The organism is Massilimicrobiota sp. mt181 (assembly GCF_055420065.1).
This window is the reverse complement of sequence record NZ_JBVAYN010000014.1, coordinates 1-17,844: the sequence shown is the minus strand read 5'-3', so window position 1 is coordinate 17,844 and position 17,844 is coordinate 1. Positions and strand designations below refer to the sequence as shown.

Below are 17,844 nucleotides of genomic sequence, written 5' to 3'. Positions count from 1 at the left end.
CAAAAGAACCTTCCTAATTAAACTCATCTAAAGAAGGAATACACATTTTTCCAATCGGATCATGGGGATTGTTCGTATCTACAAGGGATAGATAATACGGTGTAATCATCATTGGAAAACGTTCAATCACAGCTTCATATTGTTCTTTTTGTTCATTTGATAAATGAAGAATTTCTGCTAATTGATCTATATTTGTTATACTCTTTTTAAGTTCTTCTTGCCAAGTCATTTTATCATCTTCTTCTCTCACAATCTCAACAAAAAGAAAGCGTATACAATTATTCTAAAATGAAAATATTTCTTCAATTTGAACAATTTTTATTCTTTTTTATCTTTGATAATCTGTTGTCCACAACATTGACAATAGAGTTCAGACTCAAAGAAAGTCATACGCCCTAACATGGCTCCACAATATGGACAACGCCAAAGCAAAAACAACGATATCAAAATAACTGCATTCATCGTTAATAGAATATAAATAATCCAATGTACCAATCCATCATAAAATTCAAAATCACCAGTTGCAACAATAGCACTTAAAATAATCATCAATATGCCTATAATGACAAATAAAATTCTCATCACTTTTCGATAAACTCTTAAATTCATCATACCACTCCCATTACAAATTTAAACAAAAGATAAGAACATGCTGTGGATATTATGTTAAAATTGTGTAAATACCAAAATACTTATCAATATAGCTATAACTATGATTATTTATAAAAAATAAAAAAAGGACTTTACAAATGATTGAAAATCTTATATAATCGTATTTGCCTAATCGAGGTATACCGATATGGCGGTCGTGGCGAAGTGGTTAACGCACCGGATTGTGGCTCCGGCATTTCGTGGGTTCGATTCCCATCGACCGCCCCAGAGTATGCGGGTGTAGTTCAATGGTAGAACTTCAGCCTTCCAAGCTGACTACGTGGGTTCGATTCCCATCACCCGCTCCATTGAAACAGTAAAGTCCTTATTTTAAGGGCTTTTTTTGTGTTTTCAAACACAAAATTTATATCAATATTTTTTGTTTTATTAGTCCATTTGGTTTCAAAATTGTTTCTATACTTTCCTCAAGAGTATAGATTTTTTTATATTTTTAAATATAAAACCACCAAAAAACCACCAAATAATTTTATTTTATCAATCTTCCTAATTCTAATCCAAGTTTTATACCATCTTCAAAAGCATTAAGAACAGCAAAGTTATCAACATCTATCCACGAATTTATAATGTCATCAATTATCTTTTCAGCATTGCTAATATGTTTTTCATTCATGATCTGTAATGCTCGATTGATGACATCCTCATTATGCTTTAATGTTTTCTGATATTCTTTTGTATAAGGTAATTCTTTTTCACTAGGTATAAATCTTCCAAAAAATAAATCTTTTATAAAATCATTCATCATATATTTCCTCCCATCTTTATAATCAACCTCTATCCTAATGGGTAGAGGTTGATTGATATTCAATGATCTGATCAAACTCCTGAATAAGAGCCTGCTCGGTTTCAGTAAATAAATGAGAGTATGTGTTCAGCATGGTTTCAACACTGTGTCCAAAATGATAAGCCATTGCAACTAGAGATTGTTGAGTTTTGACATTATTAACCATTAAAGATACACAACTATGTCTTAAATCATGTATACGTAAATACGGTAAAGCAATTTCTACAATATAATTCAATCCATATGGATTATCAATAATGTCTTTAATTCTAACATGTATTTTCCATTCCTTATATCCACCCTTTTTTTCTTCATTATAATAAACCTTTCCATCCAACATCACAGTTGCACCAATTTCAATTTTTCCACTTAAACAAGAAGCATACGTATATCCATATCCTTTAGAACCAATTCTTAAATGTTTTCTAAATTGATTATGAACTGTATTTCGAGCAAGCGGATAAATAAAACCAAAAACATAGGATTCTTGACTAAAACCGATTTTTTGGCTTTCCGTCTGATACCATTTCTTTAATATATTAATAAGAATTTGAGGTATACAAATTAATCGTGTTGAATTTTTTGTCTTTGGTGGTGTTAAGACTTCTTCTTTGACGGAATGAATATTAGATAGAGTCTGTTTAATATCAATTGTTCCCTTATTCAAATCAATATGTTTCCATTGTAATGATAAAGCTTCACCACGTCGCATACCTGTATAATAAAGCAAGGAGAATAATGTATAGTATAAAGGCTCTTTCACATTGTAGATAAACTCTTGAAACTCTGAAAGTTTCCATATATTATAATTGTTTTTATCTAACTCATCAGGCTTTTTAATTCTTCGTACTTTTCTTAAGGGATTTGTTTGAATATATTCATTTTCTAAAGCATATTTAAAGACAAGGTTAAGTTTATAATATATTTTATCAATTGTACCAACACTTAAATTTTTCCTTTCTAATGAAAGAATAATCTGTCTTAAATCTTGTGGAGTAATACTCACAATAGGTTTATCAAACAAACTTTTAGCGTGTTGTAATGCCTGTTTGGTTGTTTTTATAGAAGTTTCTTTCATATAATACTGACAATCTAAAATAACCTCATCAATAACCTCTCCCAGTGTTTTTTGATTATTTTTTTGTTGAGGTTTTAACAGTTTTCTTTCCATATCATATTTGACTTCTATTTCTTTTTCTAACGCTTCTTTTTTTGTTCCAAAACCACTTTTTCCTCCATATGCGTTTTTCTGTTGCCATTTATTATCATTATCTTTATATTTAAATCTTATCGACCATAAACCATATTTATTTTTATATACTGCCATTTTAAAGCTCCATATCACGATACTGTCGATCATTCTTTGGCTGTATTGTTATATCTAATGATTCATGTGGATGTTTTTCTTCAAAATAATGTATCTTTTCCTTTAACGAAGATAAGACTCTTGTCATGGCATTTTGAGCTTTTTGACATAACTCTTTTAAATCATAGGCATTAATAGTATTATGTTCTTTTTGGAACATTTGCTTGAAACGTCTAAATATTTTATCCAATCCTAACAAAGAAATAAATTGTTTATATAGATTTACATTTTCTTTAAGACAATCGTTTTTCTTTTCTAGTTCATCATAATTTTCTCTCAATCTTTGAAATTGATTTTCTTCATAAGATATTCTCTGTTCAAGATGATGAATTGATGAATGCAAATTATGAATCACTTCTTCCTTTTGTTTAAGTTGTTTTGCTAAAGGCATAGATCTATACATGTCTAGTTCTTCTTTTTGAGTTGTTACAAGATGTGTTAAACCTAAAACCTCTTTTTGGTATTGATTTAGGCTATGCTTAAGTCCATCAATAATCTGATTACATTTCTTAAGTGTTCTTGTCTTTTCCAACAGTCCGGATGGATTGTAATCAATATGATTAGCTTCATCAATGATTTTTTGAGTTGCTTCTTTGTGCTTGTGAATATTTTCTAAACTCTTTTTAAAACTTAAATCTTCTTGTTGTTTTAGTTCCTTTATTGTGCGATTTCCGTTGATTGTAGCGTTATTTTGGATGGAAGGCATATAACCTAAGGCTTGTTCAAGATATGCTCCTAAATCTGGGTGAAATCGCTTGAGTTCTTTCTTTGTTAGAATATCCTTGCATTTCAATCTTTCAACTCCATCTATTTCTACAACTGGTATAAATGAGAAATGTATATGTGGTGTTGTTTCATCATTATGCACCCAAGCACTGACAACATTCTTTTGATTATATTTTTGGGTGAGAAATTGAAAAGTCAATTCAAAAAACTTCTCTTGATCTTCTTGTGGAACATCTTTAGGAAGTGTCACAATCCAATCCACCATATAAATAATATCATCTCTTTTCAGGTGTTTGACTTCACTTATTCTTTTCTTTAAAAACTGTTCAGGTTTCATCGGTTGAATATCACATGCCAAATTATAATTAAGATGGGTTCTACTTTTATCTATATCCTGATTAGACAATTCACAGCCCTCTCGTCTTTCACAATGGATAACCAATCCAATGACACCTTGCTTCTTTATCTTTTGGGCATGAGCCATATGATTTCATCCTTTCCAAAAGCCCCCGGCAGGGCAAGTTTCCAAAAAGCTTTAGCATTTTGGTATAGCTTGCTAGACCAAAGTTTTGGTCTTTCTTTTCAAAGATTGCCGATAGGCTTCATATTTTATTTTCAATGTTCTTGTTTTGTGACACAATGACACTTTACTGTACGCACCATAAAGTGTCATAAGTGTCATTTTTCAGGGGAAAATTCTAATTTTATTAATCTTTCATGTCCATTTCTTTCTTTTGAAAAATAGATATGATTTTCATCAAGTATCGTCTTGTTTTTCACAAGAAATCTATAAAGACCTTTAGGATTAATAGTTAAATTCATTTTAGCAGTTAGTGTCTGACAGTTATCTTTCATACAATGAGATTCATTGATAGCTAAAGCTTTAATAATCAGCAATACATTTGGATCAATAAATTCATCACCATCATCACTATCATTAAAAACCCAATTAATATTATGCTCATCCTTTTTGATAGGTATTTTTTCTTTGCGTGAACGTAAGATAAAATTTAATGTACCTGTCGTACTAAATTCATTTTCCGTTTCAATGATGATAGTTCCTGTCGTTGCTGAAGTTAACGATTTTGAACCTAAAACACTATCTTGCAATTTGGCTTTTCCCTTTTTTGTGTGGTGAGTTAAAACACAACATAAATTCTTATTAACAATAAAATCTCTAAATTCTTTAATCATTGCATAATTCTCACTAAAATTATCAACATCACTAAATTCATAGAGATTCGCTAAGCAATCTATGATAATCAAACTCACTTCGTTGATTCTTGGAAAATGCATGATAAATTCTTTGATGTCATATAAACTACCGGAATCATCAAAATTATAGAGAACATTATCATTTTCTTTAAATCGTTGTGCTTTAATCCTTGATTTTGCTTCAAAATCATAATTATCATTATCAAAATATAAAACAAGTCCTTTCTTGGTTTTCTTGCTTAAAAATGGTTCTCCATTGGCAACAGCATTAGCTAAACTGGTAGTTAATAGAGATTTTCCAATTTTACTTGTACCGGCAAATATATACAGTCCTACTTTAAGCAATCCTTCAAGAATATCGTCTTGTTTATTTTCAAAATGAGTATTTAATAATTCACTTTGCGAGTAAAGTTTATGATTCATATCTGACTTTATTCCTTTCAAATTTGTTTGAAAAGAAACATATTCTTTGATATACTTTAAGAGAAAAGAGCATATAAAAATATGTTTCTTTAATAGGAATCATTCATATTCTTACTTGGCGGTTGGAATGAATGATTCTTTTCTTTTCTCAATAGGATGAGTCACATCAAAGTATTGTTCACATGCTTCAATAGGAAGTAATCCTGCTTTAGGAAGTCTATTTTTATCAATGCCAAACAATTCAATGATGCGTTTTGCATGAACTTTAGCAATCTGTTGATAACTACACCCAACGGCATCTGCGAGTTCCTGATACGTACAAAATTTTTGTCTAATTTCCATATGTTTTCACCTGCCTTTCGTTGTTGGTACATAAAATATATATTTTTTATAACATCAAATACATATAATACTTACCACGACTTTATTATACCATTATATATGATTATTGCAACAGATATTTATATAAATTTTAGTATATTATGAATTTCGCAATACTTATTTATAAAAATAATGTATAATATTTACGAGGTGAACATTCATGTCAATAACAACATATATACATAAATTAAGAGAAGAAAAGGATATATCTTTTCGTCAGTTATCCATAGATTCAAAAATCAGTTATGGAAATATCATGGATATTAAAAATGGACGAATAGCTTATCCAACTGATTCTATTCTAAGCAAATTATCAAAATATCTTAATCAACCAAAAGAAGATATTCTTTTTGATATTTTGAAAGATGATGTTGATGAAGATTATTCTTTGACATCACTTCGTTACTTATGTTATTTAAACACACATAATTATACAATAGCAATTAAACCCAATGTTCCAAATCATTTGAGAACGGGAGTCATGATTTTTGATGGATATGCGTATAAAAAACGCTCTGGAAATACTTTTACAATTGTAGATTCATGGTCACGTATAAAAAAAGAGCATTGGTCAATGCTCAGGGTTCATTTTCATACAAAACTAGATAGAGATTCATGGACTGAAGTATTTATTAATGAAGATATGTACATAACTAATGTTTTGTATTTTGAAATATTCAGAATAGAAACCAGTGGATTTGAAAACGTTAAAGAAGTTGTCATTACATATGATGAAAAAGATCACGATGTTAAATATGTTGAAAAATATATTCCTCAAAGAATGAGTTATAAAATGTATTTTAAGAAGAACTGAATTATTAATATTTTTAAATTTATAATTAATATAAAAAACCAGTGTGAGTTTTAAACACTGGTTTCTGTCTGGGAAATAATATACAATTTAAAATGTTAAATGTAAGAGGATTGTGGATATATATGTTTCCACTCTAAATCATGTGAATACTTGATGGTAAAACTTATACCAATGCTTGCACCAGATCCACTTACACCTACACTAACACCAGTAGGTGAAAACGTTTCCTTGAAATGAGCGTAAACTGCACCATAATCCATTAATGTGTTTTTTCCATCAGCGGCAGCAGTATAAGTCATAGTAAAGCTTTTTATGATTTTTCCATTTATATTTGCTATACCAAATTTGTAAGATTGACCGGCTGATGAATGATACTCACTCTTTGTATTACGAACAACACTACCATCAGCGTGTGTAATAGCATTTGATGAACTTTGTTTTACAAAACGGGATAAAGAACCAATCATTCCAATTGCAGTAGTATCTTGCATTTTATATAATGGTGTACCTACCCATTTTCCAGAAAAAGTAGCAGAGGCATTCGTTCTATTAGTACTTGATGTATAATTAAATTTTGTTAATTTTAGAGTAGCAGATACATATGCCGATGCTAATAAAGCTTTTTCATCTGAACCATCAAAATTTTTTATAGCATTAATCTGTGTATTATTGAAATTCATTTCAAGTAATTCATCTGTAGTTTTTTCTTTTAATTCATAAATATAATTGTGATAATTTTCTCGTTCCTGAAAGATATTTCTTAGTTCATTACTATTATATTTTTTTCTTGCAATTTGTTGGCTTTCTATTGATTTTAGTTTAGCTAGAATAGCCCCATATTCACTTGTTTCATAATGTTGCTCAGTGTTAGGGATTGAATTCAACATATTTTCGTCTTCTAAAGCGTAGATAGGACAAATAGGTATTAAAAACATGCATAAAAACATAGATATTATTATTTTCCCAAACTTTTCAATAGATTTTCTTTTCATGATCTCCCTTCTTTCTGTTATATTCTATTGCTAAAATTATTATACAACATAATTTGATAAATGATTAGTCTATATCTTATTTTATAAATATGTTATAATTTAAATATACAGTATTTTTATAAAAAATAAAAAGGAGGGTCGCCAATGAAAAAAATATTTGAAAATATAATCGTTAAGATTATTTTGTCTATTTTCATAGTTTTTTCAATTGCTATTCCAATAGCTAAAAGTTTTGTAAGCATAATGCTTGGAGATAACTATAACTATGTAATTGGTTATATTTTAAGTGGACAAATTCTTATTATCTTTTTGATTATTCTTTTCGGCTTCTTGATTTTATCTAAATTAAAATAGATACAAATAATTATGTCACCAAAATAACACCAAAAACGATAAAAAAGTATATCTTAGTATAAAATTATACTTTGATATACTTTTAAAATGGCTTGAATACAGTGTTTTTTATTATCTTTTATGCATTGACATGCTCCCATCGACCGCCCCATTGAAACAGTAAAGTCCTTATTTTAAGGGCTTTTTTTGTTTAATATACTAAATTTATAATATTTTAAATGGATAATTGGTCAAATCAAGTGCAACATCTTATGTAAGTAATATTTCAAACATGACTTCTTTAGATGTTTTATATTGAATGAATTTTCTGGTTCAATTATTCATTAAAGTTAAATTAAGAGAAGAAAAGGATATATCTTTCCGTCAATTGTCTATAGATTCAAAGATTGGTTATGGAAATGTCATAGATAACAAAATGGGAGAATAGCTTACCCAATAGAATCAATCCTTAACAAATTATCAAAATATCTTAATCAATCAAAAGAAGGTATTCTTTTTAACATTCTGAAAGATGATGTTGATGAAGATTATTCTCTGACAACACTTCGTTATTTATGTTATTTAAATACACATAATTATACTATTATTTTTAATGTTCCTAATCCATTAATAATAAGCGTAATGACATCTGATGGATATACATATAAAAAATGTTTTGGAAATACTTTTACATTTGTAGATTTTTTGATATACATAAAAAAGAACATTGGAAAATATTCAAGGTTCATTTATAATACAGAATTAAATAGAGATTCATGGACTGAAGTATTTATTAATGAAGATATGTACATAACCAATGTTTTATATTTTGAAATATTCAGAATAGAAGCCAGTGGATTTGAAAACGTTAAAGAAGTCGTCATTACATATGATGAAAAAGATCACGATATTAAGTATGTTGAAAAGTTTATTCCTAAAAAAATAACTTATAAAATAAAATTTGTATCTTTATAAATATAAAGCCAATTTAAGATTTTGCTTAAATTGGCTTTGTTTTATATGCTGAATTTAAAAATTAGTTCAATACTAAAATAATAGCAATACTACACTACATACTAATTTAACTATCTAAGAACAAATCATTCTAAAACTATCGCATAAGAAAATCTAATATAATTAGTTTTTCTTATGCGAGATAAAGCTATTATTAGCTATCAATCATTCGAACAAGTAATTTTTGTATAAAAAGGTTTAATTGTACCGTATAATTGAGCATTATACATTGCATTAACAGCTATATTTGCAATACCACTATAGTCACCTGGTGCAAAGTCATATCTATCTGTAATTCTTACAATATTACTTGAAGAGCTAGATTTAGTATAATTAAATTTATGTATTGCATAATAACAGTCAGCTATTTTAGTATTACTTGAACTATTAGGAAAAGTCGCTGAACCTTTAGTACTTGTTCCATTAGCTATTTTTCGAAATACTGGTGATGCCTGAACATGATATCCATAGTACGGTGTATATGAAGAATCGACAGTTTTATTATTTCGAGCATGTGTAAGTAATTCAGAAGATAATTTATATCCTTTTGCATTAAAATAAGCTATAACCGCACCAACTTCAGCTGCAAAAGGAACTTGAATTACAGTTCTTGCTTTATCTGATTGAGATTCATTAAAATCTTGAATTATAATTTCCGTATTTAATATCAATTCTTTTAATTGTAGTTTTCTTTCCTCATTTTTTTCTGAATTTAATAAATATTTATAATTTTGTAGCTGTTCATTTAATTGATCTAAAATAGTTGTATTTTGCTTTTCTAAATCTTCTTGAACCAATTCAACGATATTATATGAGCTATCCATATCTTTTGATTCCAACGCATATACCTGATTAAGCGACAAAGTTAAAATCATAGTTAAAGTTAAAATCAATACTGATTTAAGTCTGGTTTTCATCAATTTTCTCCTTTATTCTGTATTTTGTATCAAAAACAAATTTTTCGTATTTAAAGAATAAATAATTAATAAACTATCTTGTTCTTGCTTCAAATATTTCCAACAATATGATGAATTGAAATCAATTTTTTGTTTCTCCGAAATATCATAACTTGCCATTAGACTAATAATAGAACTTTCTAATTTATTGTTTTTTGTACAACTATAATCAGTAAATATACTTGAATTATTTTCTAATATTTGATATTTGGAATATCTTATACCTTCTCCATGAAAAGAATCTTGATTATTCCATTTATAAATGCATTCATATTTTGATGGCAACTTAATACCCCAAAAATTTTCATACATTTTTATTTCATTATTAAATGATATATTTTGTACAACTACTACTAATGCAAAGATAATAGATAATATCATAAAAACAGATTTCATAATTCCCTTTGGTTGCATGAATATCCTTTCGCCCCTTAAAATAGTTTATTTTTCAAAAATAGTAAGCTTACCTATTATGAGTATAGGCGATAATAAAATTTTTTTCTTTCTAATATAGTTAAGTAAAAATTAATTTTAAGTAAATTTCTATTTGAAATATTGATTAATCAAATAATCTTATAAAGCATAGGTTAAACATTATAGTTGAAAGAAACATTTAAAAGTTTTTCTAATCATTACAATCTAATTTATTAATTCTATTTTTGTATTTCGAAAAAACTTGAAATCATTCTATCATAATCAGTTTCTTGCTATCACTTTTTAGTATCTTCAAGAAATTTGAGTTTTTGATGAATTCTAAACATCTCTTTGCTATCTCTTTTATCAATTCAAAGAGGGTACTGTCACATAACAAAAAGACAAATCTTAAAAAAATCAAAAGTAATAGTAAATAATTCAAGAGCTAATATGAAACCTGTAACATATAGTACAGATATATATTTTTTTAAAATTCGAAAAAGAAATTACATTCTTTCGCATCAAAGATATGAAAAATATAATAGATATTACCTATCTATCGTCACCATTAAAATGAGACTAAATAAATATAAATTCAATCAGAAAATATAAGGATATCTGTAAAATCACCAAAATAACACCAAAAATGATAAAAAAGTATATCTTGGTATATAAAATTATACTTTGATATACTTTTAAAATGGCTTAAATACAGTATTTTTTATTATCTTTTATGCATTGACATGCTCCCATCGACCGCCCCAGAGTATGCGGGTGTAGTTCAATGGTAGAACTTCAGCCTTCCAAGCTGACTACGTGGGTTCGATTCCCATCACCCGCTCCATTGAAACAGTAAAGTCCTTATTTTAAGGGCTTTTTTTTGTATTTTCAAACACAAAATTTATATAAATATTTTTTGTTTTATTAGTCCATTTGGTTTCAAAATTGTTTCTATACTTTCCTCAAGAGTATAGATTTTTTTATATTTTAAATATAAAACCACCAAATTATTTTATTTTATCAATCTTCCTAATTCTAATCTAGGCTTATACTATTTTTAAAGCGTTAAGAATAGCAAATTAATATCTTGTTCCAAAATAGAATTTAACGAATTCAGTTCAATATTTTTAAGATGTCCTACAATTATTTGAATTACAAAAATATATCCTATATATAATTGATATCTATTTAATTTCTAAATACCTTGATTGGCTGCATTCTCTTTATCATAAAGATAATGAGCAAGATATTAACAAGCAAAATAGCTGTTTCAACGAAAAAGATATATTGATAAAAGTCTTGAATAAACAGATTTGCCAAGATAAATACAATAAACAATCCAACAATATTCATCAAAATCAATTCAGAACATACTAACGTAACAATATTAAGTGTAGTCAATCCCATGCATTTAAGTAGTGATAATTCCTTCTCTCTACTTTGAATATACGAACAATACATAAGCATAAGAATAATGCAGCCTAAAACAAGAATTCCAATAATAAGATTCTGTTGAATATCGTTCAATCTTTCTACATACTCTGTTATGCTGTCAAATTGATGATATGTGATAATTTTATAACCTGACTTCTCCAAGTTTTCTTTTGTTTGGACATAGTTCTGATATGAATTACAAAACACAACATATCCATTAATTTGCTGAGGATTCAATTGATTTTCAATTAATTCTTGAGGCATATAAATAAACTTCTTAGAATCAATCAGCTCACTCTCAACTCCCTGCAGCAATATTCCTTTATAAAAAAGAGAAACTTCTTTTCCATTTGATATATTCAAAAAAGACATTTCGCTTGTTGGTGCTACAAGATATTTAATACTTGTATATAGCGAGTTACTAAAATAAAATCCGTCATTATCAGTAATATCCATTCTAAACCAAATCTTATTTGTGATATTTTCCTCAGGATAATATGGAATAACCGGATACAAATCGTTCAGTACAAACAATGACACATCATAAAATGGATAAGATGCCATGATTGCCTTAGATGATAGTTCATCTTTCTTAATCCCTTCAACATACATCCATCCTGGATCCTTTGAAGAAATCATATTCTGGTTCTCCTGAATAGATTGGTTCGTGACATAGACTGTCCCAAAACAAAACAGCAGAATAACCAAGTGAGCTAATATCAATAAATACTTCATCCTTCTTGAAAAATGAAATTGTCTTTTTATATAAAAACGATATGTCTGCCATGAAATATGTGATGAATTCTTTTGATGAATAATACTTTCTCGCTTTTTATCTTGAGTTTCTTTTATTTTATGAATGTTTCCATTTTTAATTTCAATGATTTCATCACAATAGTCATAAGCTATCTGATTATGACTTGTCACAATAACAGTTTTTTCTTGGCTTATTTCCTTAAGAACCTGAAATATTGAAACAGCATTTTTCTCGTCCAATGCACTCGTTGGTTCATCTAATATTAAGATAGGTGCATCTTTGATAAGCGCACACGCTATTGCTAAGCGCTGTTTTTGTCCACCGGATAGTGTATAGAGTGGTTTATCCAGCAAGATATCCAGATGAACCTTATTTAAATATTCTCTAGCTGCTTCTTTATTCAATGATTTGTTTGACAATGCTGCATAATAGCATAAGTTTTCATATACATTAAAATGCTCATATAACATATAGTTTTGAAAAACAAAAGCGATATTATATCTTCTAAAAAGTGTTTTCTTATGCATAGAAAATGATGTTATATCTATACCATCAATCCAATATTTAGCATTCTTTCCTGAGTAATTAATAAGCCCTATCTGATAAAGAAGCGTTGTCTTACCACAACCACTTTCACCAGCTATCAATGTCAAACAATGATCTTTGATTTCTATATTTTGATGAACAAATAATGGCTTATCAAAGACAATATTGATATCTTCAAGTCTCATCATTTGACAACACCTCCCATGACATTGGTAGTACTAACTGTATAATGAATGTAACTGTAAAGATGACCAGCAATGAATTGAAATCTATAATATATGGCTGATAATAAACATATGTAGATATAAGTACAACTACCCAAAGCATAATATAAGAAATTATCACTAACAAAAGAGCATTAATGAAATATTTTTGGATTTTAATCTTTAATATATCTTTCTTTTGAATATACCATATGCTCCTTAACCATTGATTGAGATTTTTTTCATCCTTTCCTTTAATAAAATGAATAATTCCATAAATAAAGGTTACAAAAATAACCGAAGCTATACTTATAAAATAAAGTGTCGTTTGAGTATTCTTCATAGATTCAGCTATCAGTTTATAATCATTGTATCTCCAGTCAACTGTCAGCCCTTTTGACTCCAGTTCATCTACAACAGCTTCAACATGTTCAGTTTTATCAACCTCAACAATGTATGCATTTGGTTGCCATGGTGTATAGACTTCAACCAAGTCAGCATCTTCCAATGAATGAGTTTCTACATACTCATCTTCGCTGTCCTTCAAATAGACAGATTTTCCTTCTGTAGGTATACATGACTGGGCTATCTTTTCTAACTGTTTTTCATCCATATAGAAAGTTGCATCCTGTTGTGTCAAAGCTCCTTCCAAATCACGTTCGACTACTCCTAATATAGGTAAAACGAATTCTCTAGAAGTACATTCAATATAATTTGCCGGAAGAAATTCATCCTCACTTATTTCTTCACCACTTGCAACACTTCCAATCATTTGCATCTTGCCAGAAACATCATACATGGGTAATGCAATATTCATTTTAATAGATGCATCTTTTAAATCTTCTATCGTCAAGCCACATCTTATCATGAATTGTTTCGTTAAATAAATGCCATTTTCTTCATAATCTTGAAGAGATTCAGATACATATTTTCCTTTTTCTTGATTACTCATCCCATCAATAACTAGTGTAAAAAAATTCAGATTATTTTCCTTCAATTCTTTATCAATGGTATCCTGATAATCATAAATGATTTGATCATCCTTAATAATTTGCATGTATGGATAACTTTCTGATACTCCCTCATCAATATGACTATGCAAAATAATTTTTGGTGACAATGACACAATATTTGATATATCCTGAATCATAGCGAGTTCTGATGATGTTATCGGAAAATATGTTGCATTTTCCATATTTCCATCAAATCCTGGACTGTTTTGATCCAATCCTTTGTAAACCAATATGTTTCTGTTTTCAAGTGTTTCCAAATTTGTTTCAAAAGAGCGAAAGAATCCATTATCTACATTGACAGAAAAAGCACAAAGCGTTACGGCAAATGACATCAAGAAAAGTGTTATGGTCTCCTTAAAAATATGGTGTTTTTTCATTTTTATAAAAATATTAAGCCAATTTTTCTTGAATAAAATCTCTCTATTTTTAATTTGGGAAATCGCATTATTATCTACTATTTTATCTTGTAGGACTAAATTATGATTGTCTATTGTATATAGCACATCAGCATGATCAATAATATATGAGTCATGTGTTGCTATAATGATATGACAATCTTTTTTTAGACTTTGAAGTAATTCTAATAATTTTATTTTGTATTCAATATTCAATGATGCAGTTGGCTCATCCATCAAGACAATTTGAGGTTTGATAATAAAGATTTGAATAAGTGCAGCTCTCAGTTTTTCACCTCCTGAAAGCTGAGCAGGATATAAATTTTGAATATCATCTAAACCAAGTGAAGAAATATAATGGCTTAATTGAGAATCATGCCCATAGTTTTTAATTAATATGTCCCATTGTTCTTTCATCTTTAAAGAATCACAAAATAGGGGTTCTTGAGTCATATAATATAATTGACTGAGATAGTCATCATCTTGAATAGGGGCATCATTATAATAAGTATTGAAAACATTTCCATGTTTTAATGCAATAATATCTAATAATGTTGTTTTTCCACTTCCACTCTCACCTTTAATAACTGTCAAACAACCTATATTGGCTTGAAAAAAAGTATTATCAAATATAATATGATTCTTATAGCTGAAGCTCAATTCTTCAATTCGTATCATTATATCAAACTCCTTTTTCTTAGTATGTATTATAAAGAAAAGTAACTTTCTTATAAGATGTTGATAGTGTAAGGGTAAACCAGTTTATTTAATATTTTTAAAAGTAAAGTGATAAGAATGTGTTTTCATTTGCGATTGTATTGTTTAGATTGAGTTAATAAAGTTGTCTTTTTCCATTTAAAATAGCTTTTATGATAATTGATAGACCATAAAATAACAATATGAGTTTGATTTGATAATGTACTGACATCAATATTTAACAATCTAATATATAACCTTTTTCTGTATTTATTTTAACAGTTATATGTGGAATCGAAGTGGAATAGGCACAAGTATGATTGCTAAAATGGTTATATTGATAAATGAATATAAGACTATGTCACCAAAATAACACCAAAAATAATGAAAAAGTATCTTGATATATTACTTACAAAAAAACGAAAATAGTAGCATATACTCAACAATGAGCTTTTGCTACTATTTTCATAAGAAACATTTTTTAAATCTATTAAACATATTAAATATGTTCTAAAATACATGCCAACAATTCACTTTCTTTTTACGTGTATGACAAACCAGTAAGCGGCAAATAAAACTACGGCTACTAATTGTGTATAGGTATTATATACCAATCAATGTAGAATTATCCAATTCCCAAGACAAACCAGCATGATTACTTACAAAATACTCTATAACCAACAAAAGAACCCATAAAGCCAATAATACATTTATGACACGAGAAAACAATCTATTTTCTTTTCTCGTGTAAAGTATTTTTATTATAACCAAAATAAGAATTAACAATATAACTTCTAATAGAATATATAAAATCATTAAAATCAATCTTTCTATACACTGACACTGTAATATTTTATTGTTTCTTTTATTTTTAGATAAGTCACATATACTTTTATTTAGCTATACACTCAGTCAACTAAAAAAACTACAGTAGTTAAAATATATGAATATTCCTTCTTCACATTTTGTAAATAAAGCAACCAATACAACAACAAGATTGTTTTGTTGTATTTCTTTTTCATTTAAATTCTTCAATTTTTCTTAGTAAAACCAATGTTATAGGTAGAACTATGACTATATAAACCAACAAGGAACAAATGGAAACTATATTTCCCATAGCAATTGTAGGAACAAAATCGTTGATTATAATCCTGACAAATCCAAAATAAAGTAAAAAGATAAAAACAAAGAGTATTAATTTTAATAATAATTTCATATTTTTTTATTCAATGAAAGTCAAAGACATCAATACATTGAATTAAATATCCTCCTTTTTTAGACACTGTACTTCCTTTTGACTGTTAATATTTTAAATAATTGATTTCGTTACTTAGAAAACAGATTTAAAAATTTCTCTTTTGTAGAAAAGATAAAATATTATTTATTCTTTATTTTCCCAATGTAATAACCAGATGCTACACCAATAATAGAAAAGAAGATATAAAAATAGAAAGAACCTGAATATATCATAATAACTTCTTCATATTGGAATATTAACATCGTTAATATAAACAAAAGTGATGTTGCAGGAACAGCCATCCAAGTTACATGATGTTTATAACCAAGGTAAAATGGACATATCAAACAATAAAGAAGATTAACAAACCACAAATCCAAAAAAAGTAAAAATGACCAACTCTCTCCGCCAATAATATTAATAATAGGTGGAATGTTAAATAAGGCAAGAGACAACAGACATGTCTTTAAAATAATTTCTTTTTTCATAATGTTCACTTTTCCTTCTATATTAAATAAATGCATTATTGAAAACCATATTTATTTCCTACCTCATATTTTAACGATTCACAATCATATATAATCAATCAAACAATTTTTTTTATTTACCATACTATATCTTTACTTAATTATACCATATAAATATTTTATGCTTTAAAATTTTAACACATCCAATATAAATATTTATGAACATGATACAAAGTCTACATATTTAATAATATATAACGATATATTTGCATAATTTGACTTATGAATTAAATTCATAAAGACTTCTCATGATTGACATAACAACTTCAATGCTCCCATCAGGTAGGTTAGAAAGTCAAGTTACATCAAGAAAATTTATGACAATAAACACTTAAAATGAGTGATATACCTACCTTATAATAGATAAAATATGATTTCTTATTTCAAAAATAATAACATTAGAAAAGATTTGAATATTTTCTAATGTTAAATCAATAGTATTTTATTGTTGTTGAGTTATATACTCTTCATATTGCTGTTTACCTTCTTCAGCAATTTCAATTCTATATCTATCTCCTGTCCATAATATACGACTCCATGTATTGATAGGAAAATTCTTTAATAATGATGTTTGATATTGATCACCATCTTCAGGAACCCAAACTTTATCCAATGTGTACTTATCATTTTCTTTCTTTAATGTGACTTTCATATAATCAAAATAACCACTTTCTGGAAATTCATTATCATTTTTATACTGTTCAATATAAAACATTCCATATATATCCGCTTTATTTTTAGATTCATTGATTTGAAATAATCTATAAGATACTGTCGCAAAATCATATTCGACATATTCATCATCCATATGTGCCAATTCATACCTTAAACTTTCATCAAGTTCTTGTGTTGGTGTTACAACCTGATGGTCCCAATAAAACAATAAGCCACTCACTGCTATAACAGTTCCTACAATAATTAACACGATTCTTTTCTTCTTACTCATTTT

At 27.8% G+C, this 17,844-nt stretch carries 17 protein-coding genes and 3 tRNA genes; 6 read left to right on the top strand and 14 right to left on the bottom strand.

Going from position 1 to position 17,844, the window contains the following annotated elements; translation table 11 throughout:
• Positions 1 to 13 precede the first annotated feature (13 nt).
• Positions 14 to 229: a hypothetical protein gene (locus ACZYT4_RS08980; protein ID WP_463784830.1), complete on the bottom strand. Its 216-nt coding sequence runs from the start codon at positions 227 to 229 to the stop codon at positions 14 to 16.
• Positions 230 to 318: 89 nt separating this feature from the next.
• Positions 319 to 609, bottom strand: coding sequence for a hypothetical protein (locus ACZYT4_RS08975; RefSeq protein ID WP_463784828.1), 291 nt, complete (start codon positions 607 to 609; stop codon positions 319 to 321).
• A 193-nt stretch (positions 610 to 802) separates the two neighbouring features.
• On the opposite strand from ACZYT4_RS08975, the gene ACZYT4_RS08970 reads away from it, so the two are divergent.
• Together ACZYT4_RS08970 and ACZYT4_RS08965 are read left to right on the top strand one after the other, a co-directional pair.
• Positions 803 to 879 (top strand) — tRNA-His (locus ACZYT4_RS08970).
• Positions 880 to 885: 6 nt separating this feature from the next.
• Positions 886 to 959 (top strand) — tRNA-Gly (locus tag ACZYT4_RS08965).
• A gap of 179 nt (positions 960 to 1,138) precedes the next feature.
• On the opposite strand, the gene ACZYT4_RS08960 is transcribed toward ACZYT4_RS08965, so the two are convergent.
• The 5 genes from ACZYT4_RS08960 to ACZYT4_RS08940 all read right to left on the bottom strand — a co-directional run bounded on the left by ACZYT4_RS08960 (position 1,139) and on the right by ACZYT4_RS08940 (position 5,525).
• Positions 1,139 to 1,411 carry a DUF6809 family protein gene (locus tag ACZYT4_RS08960; protein WP_463784826.1) on the bottom strand — a complete coding sequence of 91 codons (273 nt, stop codon included), beginning with the start codon at positions 1,409 to 1,411 and terminating at the stop codon, positions 1,139 to 1,141.
• 37 nt (positions 1,412 to 1,448) lie between these two features.
• Positions 1,449 to 2,780, bottom strand: coding sequence for a tyrosine-type recombinase/integrase (locus ACZYT4_RS08955; RefSeq protein ID WP_463784825.1), 1,332 nt, complete (start codon positions 2,778 to 2,780; stop codon positions 1,449 to 1,451).
• Position 2,781: 1 nt separating this feature from the next.
• Complete coding sequence (gene mobV, locus ACZYT4_RS08950; protein ID WP_463784824.1) at positions 2,782 to 4,029, bottom strand: MobV family relaxase; 1,248 nt, start codon at positions 4,027 to 4,029, stop codon at positions 2,782 to 2,784.
• Positions 4,030 to 4,223: 194 nt separating this feature from the next.
• A complete protein-coding gene (locus ACZYT4_RS08945; RefSeq protein ID WP_463784823.1) occupies positions 4,224 to 5,183 on the bottom strand; it encodes an AAA family ATPase in 960 nt (319 codons plus the stop codon).
• Positions 5,184 to 5,294: 111 nt separating this feature from the next.
• Positions 5,295 to 5,525 (bottom strand): hypothetical protein, encoded by a 231-nt coding sequence (locus ACZYT4_RS08940; RefSeq protein WP_087358165.1) that lies wholly within the window; start codon positions 5,523 to 5,525, stop codon positions 5,295 to 5,297.
• Positions 5,526 to 5,724: 199 nt separating this feature from the next.
• Between ACZYT4_RS08940 and ACZYT4_RS08935 the strand changes: the two genes are divergently transcribed.
• Positions 5,725 to 6,378 carry a helix-turn-helix domain-containing protein gene (locus ACZYT4_RS08935; protein WP_463784820.1) on the top strand — a complete coding sequence of 218 codons (654 nt, stop codon included), beginning with the start codon at positions 5,725 to 5,727 and terminating at the stop codon, positions 6,376 to 6,378.
• Positions 6,379 to 6,473: 95 nt separating this feature from the next.
• On the opposite strand, the gene ACZYT4_RS08930 is transcribed toward ACZYT4_RS08935, so the two are convergent.
• A complete protein-coding gene (locus ACZYT4_RS08930; RefSeq protein WP_463784817.1) occupies positions 6,474 to 7,370 on the bottom strand; it encodes a hypothetical protein in 897 nt (298 codons plus the stop codon).
• Between the two features lie 144 nt (positions 7,371 to 7,514).
• On the opposite strand from ACZYT4_RS08930, the gene ACZYT4_RS08925 reads away from it, so the two are divergent.
• Positions 7,515 to 7,724 carry a hypothetical protein gene (locus ACZYT4_RS08925; RefSeq protein ID WP_463784813.1) on the top strand — a complete coding sequence of 70 codons (210 nt, stop codon included), beginning with the start codon at positions 7,515 to 7,517 and terminating at the stop codon, positions 7,722 to 7,724.
• Between the two features lie 621 nt (positions 7,725 to 8,345).
• Positions 8,346 to 8,678: a hypothetical protein gene (locus tag ACZYT4_RS08920; protein WP_463784811.1), complete on the top strand. Its 333-nt coding sequence runs from the start codon at positions 8,346 to 8,348 to the stop codon at positions 8,676 to 8,678.
• Positions 8,679 to 8,878: 200 nt separating this feature from the next.
• On the opposite strand, the gene ACZYT4_RS08915 is transcribed toward ACZYT4_RS08920, so the two are convergent.
• Both ACZYT4_RS08915 and ACZYT4_RS08910 read right to left on the bottom strand, forming a co-directional pair.
• A complete protein-coding gene (locus tag ACZYT4_RS08915; protein WP_463784809.1) occupies positions 8,879 to 9,634 on the bottom strand; it encodes a hypothetical protein in 756 nt (251 codons plus the stop codon).
• Between the two features lie 12 nt (positions 9,635 to 9,646).
• Entirely contained in the window at positions 9,647 to 10,087 is a 441-nt protein-coding gene (locus ACZYT4_RS08910) for a hypothetical protein (RefSeq protein WP_463784807.1), read from the bottom strand.
• A gap of 770 nt (positions 10,088 to 10,857) precedes the next feature.
• On the opposite strand from ACZYT4_RS08910, the gene ACZYT4_RS08905 reads away from it, so the two are divergent.
• Positions 10,858 to 10,931: transfer RNA gene (locus tag ACZYT4_RS08905), tRNA-Gly, on the top strand.
• Between the two features lie 344 nt (positions 10,932 to 11,275).
• On the opposite strand, the gene ACZYT4_RS08900 is transcribed toward ACZYT4_RS08905, so the two are convergent.
• The 4 genes from ACZYT4_RS08900 to ACZYT4_RS08885 all read right to left on the bottom strand — a co-directional run.
• Entirely contained in the window at positions 11,276 to 13,012 is a 1,737-nt protein-coding gene (locus ACZYT4_RS08900) for an ABC transporter ATP-binding protein/permease (protein ID WP_463784805.1), read from the bottom strand.
• On the bottom strand, positions 12,999 to 15,113 hold the full coding sequence (locus ACZYT4_RS08895) for an ATP-binding cassette domain-containing protein (RefSeq protein ID WP_463784803.1): 2,115 nt from the start codon (positions 15,111 to 15,113) through the stop codon (positions 12,999 to 13,001). Before ACZYT4_RS08895 ends, ACZYT4_RS08900 begins: the two co-directional genes overlap by 14 nt.
• Before the next feature lie 1,395 nt (positions 15,114 to 16,508).
• Positions 16,509 to 16,865, bottom strand: a complete 357-nt coding sequence (locus tag ACZYT4_RS08890; RefSeq protein ID WP_463784800.1) for a hypothetical protein — start codon at positions 16,863 to 16,865, stop codon at positions 16,509 to 16,511.
• 472 nt (positions 16,866 to 17,337) lie between these two features.
• A partial coding sequence (locus ACZYT4_RS08885) for a hypothetical protein (protein ID WP_463784796.1) occupies positions 17,338 to 17,844 on the bottom strand: 507 nt, incomplete at its 5' end.